This is a genomic window from Pseudomonas beijingensis (assembly GCF_030687295.1).
Classification (GTDB): domain Bacteria; phylum Pseudomonadota; class Gammaproteobacteria; order Pseudomonadales; family Pseudomonadaceae; genus Aquipseudomonas; species Aquipseudomonas beijingensis.
Window position 1 is genome coordinate 1,937,365 of the sequence record NZ_CP117425.1, and the last position, 15,856, is coordinate 1,953,220.

At 59.0% G+C, this 15,856-nt stretch carries 12 protein-coding genes, 2 tRNA genes and 1 pseudogene; 14 read left to right on the plus strand and 1 reads right to left on the minus strand.

What is annotated here, in order from left to right; genetic code table 11:
* Positions 1-48: 48 nt before the first annotated feature.
* The 3 genes from carB to PSH84_RS08730 are packed head-to-tail and all read left to right on the plus strand — an operon-like array spanning position 49 to position 4,182.
* Entirely contained in the window at positions 49-3,270 is a 3,222-nt protein-coding gene (carB, locus tag PSH84_RS08720) for a carbamoyl-phosphate synthase large subunit (protein WP_122569139.1), read from the plus strand.
* 2 nt (positions 3,271-3,272) lie between these two features.
* The gene (gene greA / locus PSH84_RS08725; protein WP_030139783.1) at positions 3,273-3,749 is read left to right on the plus strand and encodes a transcription elongation factor GreA; all 477 of its coding nucleotides are present in this window, start codon (positions 3,273-3,275) and stop codon (positions 3,747-3,749) included.
* 28 nt (positions 3,750-3,777) lie between these two features.
* On the plus strand, positions 3,778-4,182 hold the full coding sequence (locus PSH84_RS08730; RefSeq protein WP_092328556.1) for an MFS transporter: 405 nt from the start codon (positions 3,778-3,780) through the stop codon (positions 4,180-4,182).
* A 10-nt stretch (positions 4,183-4,192) separates the two neighbouring features.
* Here the strand turns inward: PSH84_RS08730 and PSH84_RS08735 are convergent, their stop codons facing one another.
* Positions 4,193-4,501 carry a YhbY family RNA-binding protein gene (locus PSH84_RS08735; protein ID WP_305482652.1) on the minus strand — a complete coding sequence of 103 codons (309 nt, stop codon included), beginning with the start codon at positions 4,499-4,501 and terminating at the stop codon, positions 4,193-4,195.
* Between the two features lie 105 nt (positions 4,502-4,606).
* Between PSH84_RS08735 and rlmE the strand changes: the two genes are divergently transcribed.
* From rlmE to infB, 11 genes and pseudogenes are all read left to right on the plus strand, one after another.
* On the plus strand, positions 4,607-5,239 hold the full coding sequence (gene rlmE, locus PSH84_RS08740) for a 23S rRNA (uridine(2552)-2'-O)-methyltransferase RlmE (protein WP_003177853.1): 633 nt from the start codon (positions 4,607-4,609) through the stop codon (positions 5,237-5,239).
* Positions 5,240-5,439: 200 nt separating this feature from the next.
* Entirely contained in the window at positions 5,440-7,353 is a 1,914-nt protein-coding gene (gene ftsH / locus PSH84_RS08745; RefSeq protein WP_053118351.1) for an ATP-dependent zinc metalloprotease FtsH, read from the plus strand.
* Between the two features lie 8 nt (positions 7,354-7,361).
* Positions 7,362-8,213 (plus strand): dihydropteroate synthase, encoded by an 852-nt coding sequence (gene folP, locus PSH84_RS08750; RefSeq protein WP_305482653.1) that lies wholly within the window; start codon positions 7,362-7,364, stop codon positions 8,211-8,213.
* Between the two features lie 16 nt (positions 8,214-8,229).
* A pseudogene (gene glmM / locus PSH84_RS08755) lies at positions 8,230-9,568 on the plus strand (phosphoglucosamine mutase).
* A 66-nt stretch (positions 9,569-9,634) separates the two neighbouring features.
* Positions 9,635-10,390: a triose-phosphate isomerase gene (tpiA, locus tag PSH84_RS08760; protein ID WP_122569142.1), complete on the plus strand. Its 756-nt coding sequence runs from the start codon at positions 9,635-9,637 to the stop codon at positions 10,388-10,390.
* A gap of 4 nt (positions 10,391-10,394) precedes the next feature.
* Positions 10,395-10,778 (plus strand): preprotein translocase subunit SecG, encoded by a 384-nt coding sequence (secG, locus tag PSH84_RS08765; RefSeq protein ID WP_025211789.1) that lies wholly within the window; start codon positions 10,395-10,397, stop codon positions 10,776-10,778.
* A gap of 21 nt (positions 10,779-10,799) precedes the next feature.
* Positions 10,800-10,885, plus strand: a tRNA-Leu gene (locus tag PSH84_RS08770).
* Between the two features lie 97 nt (positions 10,886-10,982).
* A tRNA-Met gene (locus tag PSH84_RS08775) sits at positions 10,983-11,059 on the plus strand.
* A 140-nt stretch (positions 11,060-11,199) separates the two neighbouring features.
* Complete coding sequence (gene rimP, locus PSH84_RS08780) at positions 11,200-11,658, plus strand: ribosome maturation factor RimP (protein WP_013692254.1); 459 nt, start codon at positions 11,200-11,202, stop codon at positions 11,656-11,658.
* 59 nt (positions 11,659-11,717) lie between these two features.
* Entirely contained in the window at positions 11,718-13,199 is a 1,482-nt protein-coding gene (gene nusA, locus PSH84_RS08785) for a transcription termination factor NusA (RefSeq protein WP_003177868.1), read from the plus strand.
* A gap of 27 nt (positions 13,200-13,226) precedes the next feature.
* On the plus strand, positions 13,227-15,746 hold the full coding sequence (gene infB / locus PSH84_RS08790) for a translation initiation factor IF-2 (protein WP_122569143.1): 2,520 nt from the start codon (positions 13,227-13,229) through the stop codon (positions 15,744-15,746).
* Positions 15,747-15,856: the final 110 nt, after the last annotated feature.

A 15,856-nucleotide genomic window follows, 5' to 3' on the forward strand; every position in this document is an offset into this window, starting at 1 on the left:
TTGTTCGACGGCCTAGCCGACTGACCTGCGGATTTGAGTGACAAACCCATGCCAAAACGTACAGACATAAAAAGCATCCTGATTCTCGGCGCTGGCCCGATCGTGATCGGCCAGGCCTGCGAATTCGACTACTCCGGCGCCCAGGCCTGTAAAGCCCTGCGCGAAGAGGGTTACCGCGTCATCCTGGTGAACTCCAACCCGGCCACCATCATGACCGACCCGGCCATGGCCGACGCCACCTACATCGAGCCGATCAAGTGGCAGACCGTTGCCAAGATCATCGAGAAGGAGCGCCCGGACGCACTGCTGCCAACCATGGGTGGCCAGACCGCGCTGAACTGCGCCCTGGACCTGGAGCGCGAAGGCGTCCTGGAGAAGTTCGGTGTGGAAATGATCGGTGCCAACGCCGACACCATCGACAAGGCCGAAGACCGTTCGCGCTTCGACAAGGCGATGAAATCCATCGGCCTGGACTGCCCACGCTCGGGCATCGCCCACAGCATGGAAGAGGCCAACGCCGTCCTGGAACGCCTCGGCTTCCCATGCATCATCCGTCCGTCCTTCACCATGGGCGGCACCGGTGGCGGCATCGCCTACAACCGTGAAGAATTCGAAGAAATCTGCGCCCGTGGTCTCGACTTGTCGCCGACCAAGGAACTGCTGATCGATGAATCCCTGATCGGCTGGAAAGAATACGAGATGGAAGTTGTCCGTGACAAAAAGGACAACTGCATCATTGTCTGCTCCATCGAAAACTTCGACCCGATGGGCGTGCACACCGGCGACTCGATCACCGTCGCACCGGCCCAGACCCTGACCGACAAGGAATACCAGATCCTGCGTAACGCCTCCCTGGCGGTGCTGCGCGAGATCGGAGTGGAAACCGGCGGCTCCAACGTCCAGTTCGGCATCTGCCCGAACACCGGTCGCATGGTGGTCATCGAGATGAACCCGCGGGTATCCCGTTCGTCGGCCCTGGCGTCCAAGGCCACCGGTTTCCCGATTGCCAAGGTCGCCGCCAAGCTGGCCGTGGGCTACACCTTGGACGAGCTGTCGAACGACATCACCGGCGGCAAGACTCCGGCGTCCTTCGAACCGTCCATCGACTACGTCGTGACCAAGCTGCCACGTTTCGCCTTCGAAAAATTCGCCAAGGCCGACGCCCGCCTGACCACTCAGATGAAGTCGGTCGGTGAAGTCATGGCCATCGGCCGGACCTTCCAGGAATCCCTGCAGAAAGCCCTGCGCGGCCTGGAAGTGGGCGTCTGCGGCCTCGATCCGAAGCTGGACCTGAACGACCCGGAAAGCATGAGCGTGCTCAAGCGCGAGCTGACCGTGCCGGGTGCCGAGCGCATCTGGTACGTGGCCGATGCCTTCCGCGCCGGCATGACCGTCGAGCAGATTTTCGGCATGAACATGATTGACCCTTGGTTCCTGGTGCAGATCGAAGATCTGATCAAGGAAGAAGAGAAGGTCAAGACCCTGGGCATGTCCAGCATCAATCGCGACACAATGTTCCGCCTCAAGCGCAAGGGTTTCTCCGACATGCGCCTGGCCAAGCTGCTGGGTGTGACCGAGAAGAGCCTGCGCGCTCATCGTCACAAGCTGGAAGTGTTCCCGGTCTACAAGCGCGTCGACACCTGCGCGGCCGAGTTCGCCACCGACACCGCCTACCTGTATTCCACGTACGAAGAAGAGTGCGAAGCCGCGCCATCGACTCGCGACAAGATCATGATCCTGGGTGGCGGTCCTAACCGGATCGGCCAGGGCATCGAGTTCGACTACTGCTGCGTACACGCGGCACTGGCCCTGCGCGACGACGGTTACGAGACCATCATGGTCAACTGCAACCCGGAAACCGTGTCCACCGACTACGACACCTCCGATCGCCTGTACTTCGAGCCTGTGACCCTGGAAGACGTGCTGGAAATCGTCCGCGTCGAGAAGCCAAAAGGCGTGATCGTCCAGTACGGCGGCCAGACCCCGCTGAAATTGGCCCGTGCCCTTGAAGCCGCCGGCGTGCCGATCATTGGTACCAGCCCGGATGCGATCGACCGCGCCGAAGACCGTGAGCGCTTCCAGCAGATGGTCGAGCGCCTGAACCTGCGCCAGCCGCCAAACGCCACCGTGCGCAGTGAAGACGAAGCGATTCGTGCCGCCGCCAAGATCGGTTACCCGCTGGTGGTGCGTCCGTCCTATGTACTGGGCGGTCGTGCGATGGAAATCGTCTATCAGGAAGACGAACTCAAGCGCTACCTGCGCGAAGCGGTCCAGGTGTCCAACGACAGCCCGGTGCTGCTGGACCACTTCCTCAACTGCGCCATCGAAATGGACGTGGACGCAGTCAGCGACGGCAAGGACGTGGTGATCGGCGCGATAATGCAGCACATCGAGCAGGCCGGTGTTCACTCCGGTGACTCCGCCTGTTCGCTGCCGCCTTACTCGCTGCCGGCGCACATCCAGGACGAGATGCGCGAGCAGGTCAAGAAAATGGCCCTGGAACTGGGCGTCGTCGGCCTGATGAACGTGCAGCTGGCCCTGCAGGGCGAAGACATCTACGTCATCGAAGTCAACCCGCGCGCTTCCCGGACCGTGCCGTTCGTCTCCAAGTGCATCGGTGTTTCCCTGGCGATGATCGCGGCACGAGTCATGGCTGGTAAAACCCTGAAAGAGCTGAACTTCACCAAGGAAATCATTCCGAACTTCTACAGTGTGAAAGAGGCGGTGTTCCCGTTCGCCAAGTTCCCTGGCGTGGACCCGATCCTCGGCCCGGAAATGAAATCCACCGGTGAAGTGATGGGCGTGGGCGATACCTTCGGTGAGGCGTTCGCCAAGGCCCAGATGGGCGCCAGCGAAGTGTTGCCGACTGGTGGCACGGCGTTCATCAGCGTGCGTGATGACGACAAGCCACTGGTTGCAGGCGTAGCCCGTGATCTGATCAACTTGGGCTTCGAAGTGGTCGCCACTGCCGGTACTGCCAGGTTGATCGAAGCCGCAGGCCTGAAAGTGCGCCGCGTGAACAAGGTGACCGAGGGACGTCCGCACGTGGTCGATATGATCAAGAATGACGAAGTCACGCTGATCATCAACACCACCGAAGGTCGTCAATCGATCGCTGATTCCTACTCCATTCGTCGCAATGCGCTGCAGCACAAGATCTACTGCACCACGACCATTGCGGCAGGCGAAGCGATCTGCGAAGCGCTCAAGTTCGGTCCCGAGAAGACCGTACGTCGCTTGCAGGATCTACATGCAGGATTGAAGGCATGAGCATAACCAAGTACCCGATGACAGTTCAGGGCGCGAAGGCCCTGGAAGAAGAACACGCTTTCCTGACCAAGGTCGAGCGCCCGCGCTTGAGCCAGGCGATCGGTGAAGCGCGTGAGCTGGGCGACCTGAAGGAAAACGCCGAATACCATGCTGCCCGAGAGGAGCAGGGGATGGTCGAGGCGCGTGTTCGTGACATCGAAGGCCGCATGCAGAATGCGGTGATCATCGATGTCACGACGATTCCGCACACCGGCAAGGTCATTTTTGGCACTACGGTGGAAATCGCCAACGTCGAGACCGATGAAAGCGTGACGTATCAGATCGTTGGCGAGGACGAGGCAGACATCAAGCTCGGCAAGATTTCCGTCGGTTCACCCATTGCTCGTGCCTTGATTGCCAAGGAAGAGGGCGATGTGGTGGCGGTGAAGACGCCGGGTGGTGTCATCGAGTATGAGATTGTCGAAGTCCGTCACATCTGAACGAAGGCGCCCGCTACGAGCGGGCGCCATGATCTGGCAACTCACCCAGATGTTGTGGGTGGGTGGCGTCTGGTTGCTGCATATCGGTTTGCTGCCGGTGCTGGGTCGAGTCGGCCTGGCACCGCTGCTGATCGATGAAATCGCGGGCATGTTGACGGCGCTGCTGGTGGGTTTTTCCGCGGCGTGCGTAATGTTTCAGGCTTTGGTGCTGGTTCAGGCCGAGGGCCTTGCCAGTCTATGGCGCGACATTCGTGGGCAATTGTTGCTCATGTCGTTGTACGCGTGTGGGATGTTCTTTGCGGTGCATCTCGGCTGGCCGGATGCGAGCCAGTGGCAGGTATTCAGTTACTTGGTGCTGGGTTTTTCCGGATTGGTGCTGGTGTTGCAGCCGGTTCCCGGCTGGAGCGGCAGGGTGTGCGAAGCACACCCTTGACCCTTTGGCATCACTTGAAGCGGTGAACGTTCGACAGTTGCTTGTTGACGCTGAAATTCTTGCGATAAATCAGCGCCATCTTGCCGATGACCTGCACCAGGTCTGCCTTGCCGGTCTTGCACAATTCGGCAACGGCAGCCAGGCGGGCTTCGCGATCGAGGATGTGGAGCTTGATCTTGATCAGCTCATGATCGCCCAAGGCGCGTTCCAGTTCGGCGAGTACACCTTCAGTCAAACCGTTGTCAGCCACAGTCAAAACCGGTTTCAGATGGTGGCCAATGGATTTGTATTGTTTCTTCTGCTCTTGAGTGAGCGGCATAATCTGACCCCTGCGTCTGATCTTGTAAAAAGCGGCGGCCAGTTTACCCGAGCAAGTCCGGGACCGCCCACTTAATCACGACCCGTTTTATTTTTGAGGTGGCCCGTGGCCCGTTCCAAGACAAGTCTTAAATGGCTGCAAGAGCATTTCAACGACCCATTCGTGAAAATGGCGCAAAAAGACGGGTATCGTTCCCGTGCCAGCTACAAGCTGCTGGAGATTCAGGAAAGAGACCGTTTGATCCGTCCGGGCATGAGCGTGATCGACTTGGGCGCTGCCCCGGGTGGCTGGTCCCAGGTGACCAGTCGTCTGATTGGTGGGCAAGGTACACTGATCGCTTCCGATATCCTGGAAATGGACAGCATCCCGGATGTGACCTTCATTCAGGGCGACTTTACCGAGGACGCCGTGCTGGCGCAGATCCTTGAAGCGGTTGGAAAAAACGAGGTGGACCTTGTGATTTCCGATATGGCCCCCAATATGAGTGGATTGGCATCTGTTGATATGCCGCGATCGATGTTCCTGTGCGAGTTGGCACTGGATCTTGCGACTCGGGTGTTGAAGCCAGGTGGTGATTTTTTGATCAAGGTCTTCCAGGGTGAAGGCTTTGACGAATACCACAAGAGCGTGCGCAAGCAGTTCGAGAAGGTCACGACGCGCAAGCCGAAATCATCACGTGATCGCTCCCGTGAGCAGTACCTGCTGGGCCGTGGTTTCCGTGGTCGCAGTGAGGAGTAAGAGGTTTTTCGACCGGGGCGATAGGTTTTTCGTATTTCGTCCCGTGAGCCTTAGCGAATATTGTGTAGAAAGTGTTTCACAAAGGGTTACAGACGGCGCCTGCCAGAGTCGTAGGTAATGTAGTAAGTTAGGCCGGTGAATATCATGCGAAGCGCGCGCCAGTAGCGGAGCTTGCTTCAGAGGGTAGTTAATTGAACGATATGGCAAAGAATCTGATCCTGTGGTTGATCATCGCAGCTGTCCTGGTGACCGTGATGAACAACTTCTCCAGCCCTAACGAGCCGCAGACCCTCAACTATTCCGACTTCATCCAGCAGGTCAAGGATGGCAAGGTCGAGCGCGTAGCCGTTGATGGCTATGTGATTACCGGCAAGCGCACCGATGGTGACAGCTTCAAGACCATTCGTCCGGCAATCCAGGACAATGGCCTGATTGGCGACCTGGTGGATAACCATGTCGTGGTCGAAGGCAAGCAGCCTGAACAGCAAAGCATCTGGACCCAACTCCTGGTGGCCAGCTTCCCGATCCTGGTGATCATCGCGGTGTTCATGTTCTTCATGCGCCAGATGCAGGGCGGTGGGGGTGGCAAGGGCGGGCCGATGAGCTTTGGCAAGAGCAAGGCCCGACTGCTTTCCGAAGATCAGGTGAAAACCACCCTGGCCGACGTCGCAGGCTGCGACGAAGCCAAGGAAGAAGTGGGCGAGCTGGTCGAGTTCCTGCGCGATCCGGGCAAGTTCCAGCGCCTGGGCGGTCGTATTCCACGTGGCGTGTTGATGGTAGGCCCGCCAGGTACCGGTAAAACCTTGCTGGCCAAAGCGATTGCCGGTGAAGCCAAGGTGCCGTTCTTCACGATTTCCGGTTCCGACTTCGTCGAAATGTTCGTCGGCGTGGGTGCCAGTCGTGTCCGCGACATGTTCGAGCAGGCCAAGAAACACGCACCGTGCATCATCTTCATCGACGAAATCGACGCCGTTGGTCGCCATCGTGGTGCCGGCATGGGTGGCGGTCACGACGAGCGCGAACAGACTCTCAACCAGTTGCTGGTCGAGATGGACGGTTTCGAAATGAACGACGGCATCATCGTGATTGCCGCCACCAACCGTCCTGACGTGCTCGACCCTGCGCTGTTGCGTCCAGGTCGTTTCGACCGTCAGGTCGTGGTGGGGCTGCCGGACATTCGTGGTCGCGAGCAGATCCTCAAGGTCCATATGCGCAAGGTGCCAATGGGCGACGACGTCGCTCCGGCCGTCATCGCGCGTGGTACGCCGGGCTTTTCCGGTGCCGACCTGGCGAACCTGGTCAACGAAGCGTCGCTGTTCGCCGCTCGCACCGGCAAGCGTGTTGTGGAAATGAAGGAATTCGAGCTGGCCAAGGACAAGATCATGATGGGCGCAGAGCGCAAATCCATGGTCATGTCGGAGAAGGAAAAGCAGAACACTGCGTATCACGAGGCCGGGCACGCGATCGTCGGTCGTGTCGTGCCCGAGCATGATCCGGTCTACAAGGTTTCGATCATCCCCCGCGGTCGTGCCCTGGGCGTGACCATGTTCCTGCCGGAAGAAGATCGCTACAGCCTGTCCAAGCGTGCATTGATCAGCCAGATCTGTTCGTTGTACGGCGGCCGTATCGCTGAAGAGATGACATTAGGCTTCGACGGTGTGACCACTGGGGCGTCCAACGACATCATGCGCGCCAGTCAGATCGCCCGGAACATGGTCACCAAGTGGGGCCTGTCCGAGAAGTTGGGGCCGCTGATGTATGCCGAAGAAGAAGGGGAAGTGTTCCTCGGTCGTGGTGGCGGTGGCCAGCATGCAAGCTTCTCCGGCGAGACGGCCAAGCTGATCGATTCCGAAGTGCGCAGCATCATCGACCAGTGCTATGGCACTGCCCGGCAGATCCTCACGGACAACCGTGACAAGCTCGATGCCATGGCTGATGCCTTGATGAAGTACGAAACCATCGATGCCGAGCAGATCGACGACATCATGGCGGGTCGTGAGCCTCGCGAGCCTCGCGACTGGTCGGGTGGCGGTACCGGTACTTCCGGTACACCTCCGGCGGTACAGGGTGAGCGTCCGGAAACACCGATTGGCGGCCCGGCCGCTGATGTCTAAGGCTTGAAATGACTTCTGTTCAGTCCTCGACCCGGTTGCCTTGCGGCAACCGGGTTCTTGATTTGGCCCATGTGCATGTCATGGGCATTCTCAATGTCACCCCAGATTCCTTTTCCGATGGTGGTCGATTCAGCCAGCTCGATGCTGCTTTGCGGCATGCCGAGGCCATGGTGGTCGCCGGCGCAACGTTGATTGATGTGGGCGGTGAATCGACTCGGCCGGGTGCGCGGGCGGTCTCACCCACCGAAGAGCTGGAGCGGGTGGCGCCGATTGTCGAGCGTATTCACCGCGAACTCGATGTCATTATCTCGGTCGATACGTCCACGCCTGCGGTCATGCGCGAGACGGCGCGACTGGGCGCGGGCCTGATCAATGATGTTCGATCCCTGCAGCGTGATGGTGCCTTGGATGCCGCGGCAGCCACCGGGTTGCCGGTATGCCTGATGCATATGCTTGGCGAGCCGGGAACCATGCAGAACGATCCGCACTATGGTGATGTGACCCGGGAGGTAAGTGAGTTCCTGGCGGCGCGTCTGGATCAGTGCGCTGCCGTGGGCATTCCCCCCGAGCGGATCATCCTTGATCCCGGGTTCGGCTTTGCCAAGACATTGGCTCACAACCTGAGCCTGTTCAAACATATGGAAGCCTTGCACGCCCTGGGCCGGCCCCTGTTGGTTGGGGTCTCGCGAAAGAGCATGATAGGTAACGCCCTGGGTCGCCCGGTGGGAGATCGCCTGTACGGCGGTCTCGCCCTTGCGGCCCTGGCCCTTACCAAAGGTGCACGCATATTGCGCGTGCACGATGTAGCCGAAACGATGGATGTCGTGCGGATGATCGCAGCTGTGGATTCAGCCGAATAAGAATGACGGAGCACTTATGAGCAAGAAATACTTTGGCACCGACGGTATTCGTGGTCGGGTCGGCGAATACCCTATTACCCCTGATTTCATGCTCAAGCTCGGTTGGGCGGCCGGCATGGCGTTCCGCAAGATGGGCGCCTGCAAAGTGCTGGTCGGCAAGGACACGCGAATTTCCGGCTACATGTTTGAATCGGCGCTCGAGGCCGGCCTGACGTCGGCGGGCGCCGATGTGATGCTGCTCGGCCCGATGCCGACGCCGGCCATTGCCTACCTGACGCGTACGTTCCAGGCCCAGGCAGGCATCGTGATCAGTGCCTCGCACAATCCGCATGATGACAACGGCATCAAGTTCTTCTCCGGCCAGGGTACCAAGCTGCCGGATGATATCGAGCTGATGATCGAAGAACTGCTGGACACGCCGATGACGGTGGTCGAGTCGAGCAAGATCGGCAAGGTGTCGCGGATCAACGATGCGTCGGGTCGCTACATCGAATTCTGCAAGGGCAGCGTGCCGACCGGTACCAGCTTCTCCGGCCTGAAAATTGTCGTCGATTGTGCTCACGGCGCCACCTATAAAGTCGCGCCGAGCGTCTTTCGTGAGTTGGGCGCCGACGTGGTGGTGCTTTCCGCCCAGCCCAATGGTCTGAACATCAACCACAACTGTGGCTCAACCCATACCGAGGCGTTGCAGGCTGCGGTGCTGGCCGAGCAGGCCGATCTGGGCATCGCCTTCGATGGCGACGGTGATCGGGTCTTGATGGTCGATCACACCGGTACGGTCGTCGATGGTGACGAACTGTTGTTCATCATCGCTCGCGACCTGCATGGACGTGGCAAGTTGAAGGGCGGCGTGGTCGGCACGTTGATGAGCAACCTCGGGCTTGAGCTGGCCCTGGCTGACTTGGATATCCCCTTCGTACGGGCCAATGTGGGCGACCGCTATGTGATCTCGGAGTTGCTGGAGCGCGACTGGGTGATCGGGGGCGAGAACTCCGGCCACATCGTGTGCTTCGACCATACCACCACCGGTGACGCGATCATTGCGGCACTGCAGGTGCTGATGGCCCTCAAGGCGCGCAACGAAGGGCTCGCACAGTCGCGCCAGGCATTGCGTAAATGCCCGCAAGTGTTGATCAACGTGCGTTTCGGTGGCGGTGTGAACCCCCTCGAACATGCGCAGGTCAAGCAGGCCAGTGAGCGCGTGACAGAGGCGATGGCGGGGGCGTGGGCGTGTGTTGTTGCGCAAGTCCGGCACAGAGCCTTTGGTGCGTGTCATGGTTGAAGGCGAGGATGAAGTGCAAGTTCGCGGTTATGCCGAAGAGCTGGCAAAACTGGTTACTGAAGTTTCTGCCTGAATTCGGCTTGCCAGTCATGAATCGGTTGGGTAACATCTGCGCCCACTTTGACCGACGAGGTACAGCATGCGTCGCCCTATGGTAGCTGGTAACTGGAAGATGCACGGTACCCGCGCCAGCGTCGCTGAGCTGATCAATGGCCTTCGTCATCTGGCCTTGCCAAGCGGTGTTGATGTCGCGGTATTCCCGCCTTGCTTGTATATCAATCAAGTGATTGATGGCTTGAAAGGTAAGTCGATTTCGGTCGGTGCGCAGAACTCTGCGGTGGAATCCATGCAAGGTGCGATGACCGGTGAGATTGCGCCGAGTCAGTTGGTGGATGCAGGTTGCTCCCTGGTCCTGGTCGGACATTCCGAGCGTCGCCAGATCATGGGCGAGCAGGACAAGACCTTGATCCGCAAGTTTGCTGCGGCCCAGGCCTGTGGTCTGATTCCGGTGTTGTGCATAGGGGAAACCCTTGAGCAGCGTGAAGCCGGCAAGACCCTTGAAGTTGTCGGGCGTCAGCTGGGCTGCATCATCGAAGGCCTGGGTGTCGGTGCTTTTGCAAAGGCCGTCATTGCTTACGAGCCGGTCTGGGCCATTGGTACCGGGCTGACGGCTTCGCCGCAACAGGCGCAGGATGTGCATGCAGCCATCCGCGCGCAGTTGGCGGAAGAGAATTCTGAAGTGGCACGAGGTGTGCGACTTCTATACGGCGGCAGCGTGAAGGCGGCCAATGCGGCCGAACTGTTCGGCATGCCGGATATCGATGGGGGGCTCATTGGTGGAGCGTCCCTGAATGCAGATGAGTTCGGTGCGATCTGTCGCGCCGCGGGAAACTGAAAAAATGCTGGAAACAGTCGTAGTCGTTTTTCATCTGCTGGGTGCACTGGGCGTAGTTGCTCTCGTATTGCTGCAGCAGGGTAAAGGTGCGGATGCTGGTGCGTCTTTCGGTGCAGGTGCTTCAAATACTGTGTTCGGAAGCCAAGGTTCCTCTACCTTTCTTAGTAAGTTTACTGCTATACTTGCCGCCGGTTTCTTCATAACCAGCTTAGGGTTAGGTTACTTTGCTAAAGAGAAAGCTCACGAGTTGACTCAAGTAGGTTTGCCAAACCCAGCGGTACTGGAAGCGCCAAAGCAACAACCGGCTTCTGATGATGTCCCGGTGCTTCAAGAGCAAAAGTCGGCCAACCCGGCGACTGACGTGCCTCCAGCTCAAGAGCAGAAGTAAGAAGGTTTCAAACGCTGTATTGCCGAGGTGGTGGAATTGGTAGACACGCAACCTTGAGGTGGTTGTGCCCATAGGGTGTAGGGGTTCGAGTCCCCTTCTCGGTACCAATTATCAGGAGAGCCCGCGATTGCGGGCTTTCTTGTAGGTGGAAGGGTTACATTGACCCTGTAAGGGATCGGTCGTATACTTCCGCCCCAGCTTTGTCGCGGGATGGAGCAGTCTGGTAGCTCGTCGGGCTCATAACCCGAAGGTCGTCGGTTCAAATCCGGCTCCCGCAACCAGTTTCAGGGGCCCCTTCCAAGGGGCTTTTTGTTAGCTGGACACTTTATAACGCCGCTGTTCGACGGCGTTTCAGGGATGGGCGATTCGCCCATTTTTTTTTATTTGCACAGCATGCACAAACATGCACGAGGGGGTTCAGGTGTCGAGCAAGCTAGAACAGTTGCAGGCCTTGTTGGCCCCGGTGGTCGTGGCCCTTGGCTATGAATGCTGGGGTATTGAGTTCTCGGCTCAAGGTCGCCACTCACTGTTGCGCGTTTATATCGATAAGGAAGGCGGCGTGTTGGTGGATGATTGCGCCATCGTCAGCCGTCAGATCAGCGGTGTACTGGATGTTGAAGATCCAATCACCTCCGAATACACCCTTGAAGTTTCCTCGCCTGGCATGGAGCGCCCCCTGTTCACACTTGAACAGTTCGCTTCGTTTGCCGGTGAACAAGTGAAGATCAAGCTGCGCTCGCCTTTCGAAGGACGACGCAACTTCCAAGGCCTTCTGCGCGGTGTAGAAGAGCAGGACGTCGTGGTGCAGGTAGATGACCATGAGTTCCTGTTGCCGATCGATATGATCGACAAGGCCAACATTATTCCCAGTTTTGACTGATACGTGCCAGATACTGCGGATCCCGCGGATCCAATGGCTTGCGAAAGGCGAGGCGTACGATGAGCAAAGAAGTACTGCTGGTTGTTGAGTCGGTATCCAATGAAAAGGGCGTACCGGCTAACGTTATTTTTGAAGCGCTGGAGCTGGCTCTGGCCACTGCTACCAAGAAGCGGTTTGAAGACGAAGTTGATTTGCGTGTGGAAATCAATCGCCACACCGGTGCCTACGAGACTTTCCGTCGCTGGACGGTGGTCGAGGAAGCCGACCTGGACGATCCGGCTATCGAAACCTGGCCGAGCAAGGTTGCAGAAACGCACCCGGGCGCCAAGGTCGGTGACGTAGTAGAAGAAAAAATCGAGTCCATTGAGTTCGGTCGCATCGCTGCACAGACTGCCAAGCAGGTCATTGTGCAGAAAGTTCGCGAAGCCGAGCGCGCGCAAGTCGTCGACGCTTATCGCGAGCGCCTGGGGGAAATTATCTCCGGCACCGTGAAAAAAGTGACCCGCGACAACGTGATCGTCGACCTGGGCAACAACGCCGAAGCGTTGCTGGCTCGCGAAGACATCATCTCTCGCGAAACTTTCCGGGTCGGCGTGCGTTTGCGTGCGCTGCTCAAGGAAATCCGCACCGAGAACCGCGGCCCGCAGTTGATCCTGTCGCGTACAGCGCCGGAAATGCTGATCGAGTTGTTCCGCATCGAAGTGCCGGAAATTGCTGAAGGCCTGATCGAAGTCATGGCCGCCTCCCGTGATCCGGGTTCGCGTGCCAAGATCGCAGTCCGCTCCAAGGACAAGCGCATTGACCCGCAAGGTGCCTGCATCGGCATGCGTGGTTCGCGTGTCCAGGCCGTATCCGGCGAGTTGGGCGGCGAGCGCGTGGACATCGTCCTGTGGGACGACAACCCGGCTCAGTTCGTGATCAATGCCATGTCGCCTGCTGAAGTGGCGGCAATTATCGTCGACGAAGATGCCCACGCCATGGACATCGCCGTTGGCGCAGACAATCTGGCTCAGGCCATCGGTCGCGGTGGTCAGAACGTGCGTCTGGCCAGCCAATTGACTGGCTGGACCCTGAACGTGATGACCGAATCGGACATCCAGGCTAAACAGCAAGCTGAAACTGGCGACATCCTGCGCAACTTCATCGAAGAGCTTGAAGTCGATGAAGAGCTGGCGCAGGTGCTGGTGGATGAAGGCTTTACCAGCCTGGAAGAGATTGCCTACGTACCGGTGGAGGAAATGCTCAACATCGACGGCTTTGACGAGGAAATCGTCAACGAGCTTCGCGCTCGGGCCAAGGATCGTTTGTTGACCAAAGCCATCGCTACTGAGGAAAAGCTGGCAGACGCCCATCCCGCCGAAGACCTGCTCTCGCTTGAGGGCATGGACAAGGATTTGGCGATGGAACTGGCGGTGCGCGGCGTAATTACCCGCGAAGACCTGGCCGAGCAGTCTATTGACGATCTGCTCGACATCGACGGCATTGACGATGATCGTGCCGGCAAGTTGATCATGGCCGCCCGAGCCCACTGGTTCGAGTAATTAGGCGCGGCCTGAGGAGAGAAGTGCATGACGCAAGTCACGGTGAAACAACTGGCCGATGAGGTCAAAACACCGGTAGAGCGCCTGTTGCAGCAGATGCGTGAGGCAGGTCTGCCGCACACCGCCGCCGAGGAACATGTGACCGACAGTGAGAAGCAGTCTCTGCTGACTCACTTGAAGAGCAGTCACAAGGCGAAAGTGGAAGAACCGCGCAAGATCACTCTGCAGCGTAAAACCACCAGCACCCTGCGTGTTGCCGGTAGCAAAAGCATCAGCGTTGAAGTACGCAAGAAGAAAGTCTTCGTACAACGCAGCCCGGAAGAAATCGAAGCCGAGCGCAAACGCGAACAGGAAGAACGTCGCGCAGTAGAAAATGCTGCTCGTCAGAAGGCTGAAGAAGAAGCCAAGCGTCGCGCCGAAGAAGAAGCGCGTCGCCAGCCTGCTGCTGCGCAAACCGCGCCGGTAGACGCCGTCGAGGCTGTTGCCCCGGTTGCCGAACCTGTGCGTGAAGCGGCGCCAGTCGTGGCAGCAGCGCCGGCTCCAGCCGACACTCGCAAGCGCGACGAACAGCGTCGTCCGGACAAACCACGTGCCGACGACAACCGTCGTGGCAGTGGCGATGGTGAGCGCAAAAACGCGCCTCATCGTGCTTCGGTCAAGGAAAAGGCACCGGCACCTCGTGTTGCGCCACGGACTACCGACGAAGAAAGCGACGGTTTCCGTCGTGGCGGTCGCGGCAAGGCCAAGCTGAAGAAACGCAACGCCCACGGTTTCCAGAGCCCTACGGGCCCTGTCGTGCGTGAAGTGAAGATCGGCGAGACCATCACGGTGGGCGATCTGGCCCAGCAGATGTCGGTCAAGGCTGCTGAAATCATCAAGTTCATGTTCAAGCTGGGTACACCAGCCACCATCAACCAGGTACTGGATCAGGAAACTGCCCAACTGGTTGCTGAAGAGCTGGGCCACAAAGTGACCCTGGTCAGCGACACCGCCCTGGAAGATTCCCTGGCCGAGTCCCTGAAGTTTGAAGGTGAGGCGGTTTCCCGTGCTCCGGTCGTGACCGTCATGGGCCACGTCGACCACGGTAAAACGTCCCTGCTCGACTACATTCGTCGTGCGAAGGTGGCGGCCGGTGAAGCGGGTGGTATTACCCAGCACATCGGTGCCTACCACGTTGAAACCGACCGCGGCATGGTGACGTTCCTCGACACCCCGGGTCACGCTGCGTTTACCGCAATGCGTGCCCGTGGTGCCAAGGCGACCGACATCGTGATCCTGGTGGTTGCAGCGGACGACGGCGTGATGCCGCAAACCATCGAAGCCGTTCAGCATGCCAAGGCAGCTGGCGTGCCGCTGGTGGTTGCGGTGAACAAGATCGACAAGCCGGGCGCCGATCTCGATCGCATCCGCAGCGAACTGTCGGTCCACGGCGTGACCTCCGAAGAGTGGGGTGGCGACACTCCATTCGTTCCGGTCTCGGCGAAGATGGGTACCGGTGTTGACGAACTGCTCGAAGCCGTTCTGCTGCAAGCCGAGGTTCTCGAACTGACCGCTACGCCTTCGGCGCCTGGTCGTGGTGTGGTTGTTGAATCGCGCCTCGACAAGGGCCGTGGCCCGGTAGCGACTGTCCTGGTCCAGGACGGTACGTTGCGTCAAGGCGACATGGTGCTGGTCGGCTCGAACTATGGCCGCGTGCGCGCCATGCTCGACGAGAACGGCAAGCCCATCAAGGAAGCCGGTCCGGCTATCCCGGTCGAGATCCTCGGCCTGGACGGTACCCCGGACGCTGGCGACGAGATGAGCGTTGTGGCTGACGAGAAGAAAGCCCGTGAAGTGGCTCTGTTCCGTCAAGGCAAGTTCCGCGAAGTCAAACTGGCTCGTGCTCACGCCGGCAAGCTGGAAAACATCTTCGAGAACATGGGCCAGGAAGAGAAGAAGACGCTCAACATCGTCCTCAAATCCGACGTCCGTGGTTCGCTCGAAGCGTTGAACGGCGCCTTGAATGGCCTGGGTAACGACGAAGTGCAAGTGCGTGTGGTCGGTGGCGGTGTCGGTGGTATCACCGAGTCCGACGCCAACCTGGCACTGGCCTCCAATGCTGTACTGTTCGGCTTCAACGTGCGTGCCGATGCTGGCGCTCGCAAGATCGTCGAGCAGGAAGGCCTGGATATGCGTTACTACAACGTGATCTACGACATCATCGAAGACGTCAAGAAAGCGTTGACCGGTATGCTGGGCAGCGACGTGCGGGAGAACATCCTGGGCGTGGCCGAAGTTCGCGACGTGTTCCGTTCGCCGAAGTTCGGTGCCATCGCCGGTTGCATGGTGATCGAGGGTGTCGTTCACCGTAACCGTCCGATCCGTGTACTGCGTGAAGACATCGTGATCTTCGAAGGCGAGCTGGAATCCCTGCGTCGCTTCAAGGATGACGCTTCCGAAGTACGTGCCGGCATGGAATGCGGTATTGGCGTCAAGAGCTACAACGACGTCAAGGTCGGCGACAAGATCGAAGTCTTCGAGAAGGTCCAGGTTGCTCGCAGCCTCTAACTCGCGCACTTCAAGAGCCGCACCGGGCAGCCGCATGAACATGCGCTGCCTGGCTGGCGGACTCTAAACGCAACGCCCGGTCTGGCTTTTGCCAGGCCGGGCGTTTGCCG

What these genes read in the sequence shown, in the direction of transcription:
- carB (WP_122569139.1), top strand. Translation starts at nt 49, where the DNA reads ATGCCAAAACGTACAGACATAAAAAGCATCCTGATTCTCGGCGCTGGC.
- PSH84_RS08730 (WP_092328556.1), top strand. Translation starts at nt 3,778, where the DNA reads ATGATCTGGCAACTCACCCAGATGTTGTGGGTGGGTGGCGTCTGGTTG.
- PSH84_RS08735 (WP_305482652.1), bottom strand. Translation starts at nt 4,501, where the DNA reads ATGCCGCTCACTCAAGAGCAGAAGAAACAATACAAATCCATTGGCCAC.
- ftsH (WP_053118351.1), top strand. Translation starts at nt 5,440, where the DNA reads ATGGCAAAGAATCTGATCCTGTGGTTGATCATCGCAGCTGTCCTGGTG.
- folP (WP_305482653.1), top strand. Translation starts at nt 7,362, where the DNA reads ATGACTTCTGTTCAGTCCTCGACCCGGTTGCCTTGCGGCAACCGGGTT.
- tpiA (WP_122569142.1), top strand. Translation starts at nt 9,635, where the DNA reads ATGCGTCGCCCTATGGTAGCTGGTAACTGGAAGATGCACGGTACCCGC.
- secG (WP_025211789.1), top strand. Translation starts at nt 10,395, where the DNA reads ATGCTGGAAACAGTCGTAGTCGTTTTTCATCTGCTGGGTGCACTGGGC.
- nusA (WP_003177868.1), top strand. Translation starts at nt 11,718, where the DNA reads ATGAGCAAAGAAGTACTGCTGGTTGTTGAGTCGGTATCCAATGAAAAG.
- infB (WP_122569143.1), top strand. Translation starts at nt 13,227, where the DNA reads ATGACGCAAGTCACGGTGAAACAACTGGCCGATGAGGTCAAAACACCG.